General features: G+C 68.2%; 2 protein-coding genes. One reads left to right on the top strand and one right to left on the bottom strand.

Features of this window, described 5'->3' with window-relative positions:
- Positions 1-4: 4 nt before the first annotated feature.
- Positions 5-538, bottom strand: a complete 534-nt coding sequence (locus tag AB4Y86_RS19165) for a type II toxin-antitoxin system PemK/MazF family toxin (protein ID WP_441403707.1) — start codon at positions 536-538, stop codon at positions 5-7.
- Positions 539-728: 190 nt separating this feature from the next.
- Here AB4Y86_RS19165 and AB4Y86_RS19160 point away from each other — a divergent pair.
- Positions 729-1,251: GTP-binding protein (locus AB4Y86_RS19160; protein WP_441403706.1), on the top strand; the 523-nt coding region annotated here is incomplete at its 3' end.

Below are 1,251 nucleotides of genomic sequence, written 5' to 3'. Positions count from 1 at the left end.
CCCGTCAGGACCAGCCGTGCCGGCCGCGCAACGCGGTGGCGATGGTGCCGAACCGCCCGGCGTCGAGGATGGCGCCCTCACGCCGAACATCCCGCGGGTTGATCTGCAGCACGCGGTCCAGTCGGGCCTCACTCGGGCGCCACTGCCGGTCCCAGGGGCCAGTGCCGATGTCGACGTAGTCGTCCGCGCGTCGAGCGTCGCCGTCGTGGTCCTTACTGGTCAGCATCAGTCCGAGCAGGTAGCGGCCGTGGCTCCCCACCAGGAGCACAGGCCGGTCTTTGCCGCGGCTATGGTCCTCTTCGAACGGCACCCAAGTCCAGATGATCTCGCCTGGCTCCGGCAAGCCGTTAGCCGCCGGGGTGTACCGCACCGTGGCTTTCCCCCGGAAGTCGCCGGGGTAGGTACCGGTGAGGCCGCCGGTAGCGCCGGCAGGACGCCCGGCGGGCCGGCGGACCGGGGGCGCGCCGCCACCGAGCCGGTCCAGGAAGCGCAGGGTGCCGCGGAGGGCGTTGCCGAGGGAGCGAAGATTCAGGGCCATGGGGCAAACCCTACCGGGATGCGGGGCCACGCCCCCGGACGTGGGAGACTAGGGGGACGAGAAATGCGGCCTGCCCGCAGCCAGGTGGAACAAGCGATTGTCGAACACCGGCTGCCTGAGTCCGCAGTACAGCCCATCAGCATTGCCCATCAGTACAGCCCACAGGTTGTGCCAACAGTAAGGACCCTGCGTGTCTCCCATGGCCCGCACCGCCCCGGTGCCTGCCGCAACAGATCCGGCCCTCATCCGGAACTTCTGCATCATTGCGCATATTGACCACGGCAAGTCCACGCTGGCCGACCGGATGCTTCAGTACACCGGCGTCGTCCAGTCCCGCGACATGAAGGCCCAGTACCTGGACCGGATGGACATCGAGCGCGAACGCGGCATCACCATCAAGTCCCAGGCCGTCCGGATGCCGTGGGAGCTCGACGGCACCAGCTACGCGCTGAACATGATCGACACGCCCGGCCACGTCGACTTCACCTACGAGGTCTCCCGTTCGCTGGCCGCGTGCGAAGGCGCCGTGCTGCTGGTGGACGCCGCCCAGGGCATCGAAGCCCAGACGCTCGCCAACCTGTACCTGGCGATGGAAAACAACCTCACGATCATCCCGGTCCTGAACAAGATCGACCTCCCGGCTGCCCAGCCGGAGAAGTACGCGGAAGAACTGGCGAACCTGATCGGCGGCGACCCGGACGAGGTGCTGCGCC

The sequence above is a fragment of the Arthrobacter sp. 2YAF22_2 genome (genome assembly GCF_052114645.1).
Classification (GTDB): Bacteria; Actinomycetota; Actinomycetes; order Actinomycetales; family Micrococcaceae; genus Arthrobacter.
Note: the sequence above shows the minus strand (reverse complement) of the source record. Positions and strands in the feature narration are given on the sequence as shown.

Coding starts and splice junctions, on each gene's coding strand:
- AB4Y86_RS19165 (WP_441403707.1), bottom strand. CDS start 538: ATGGCCCTGAATCTTCGCTCCCTCGGCAACGCCCTCCGCGGCACCCTG.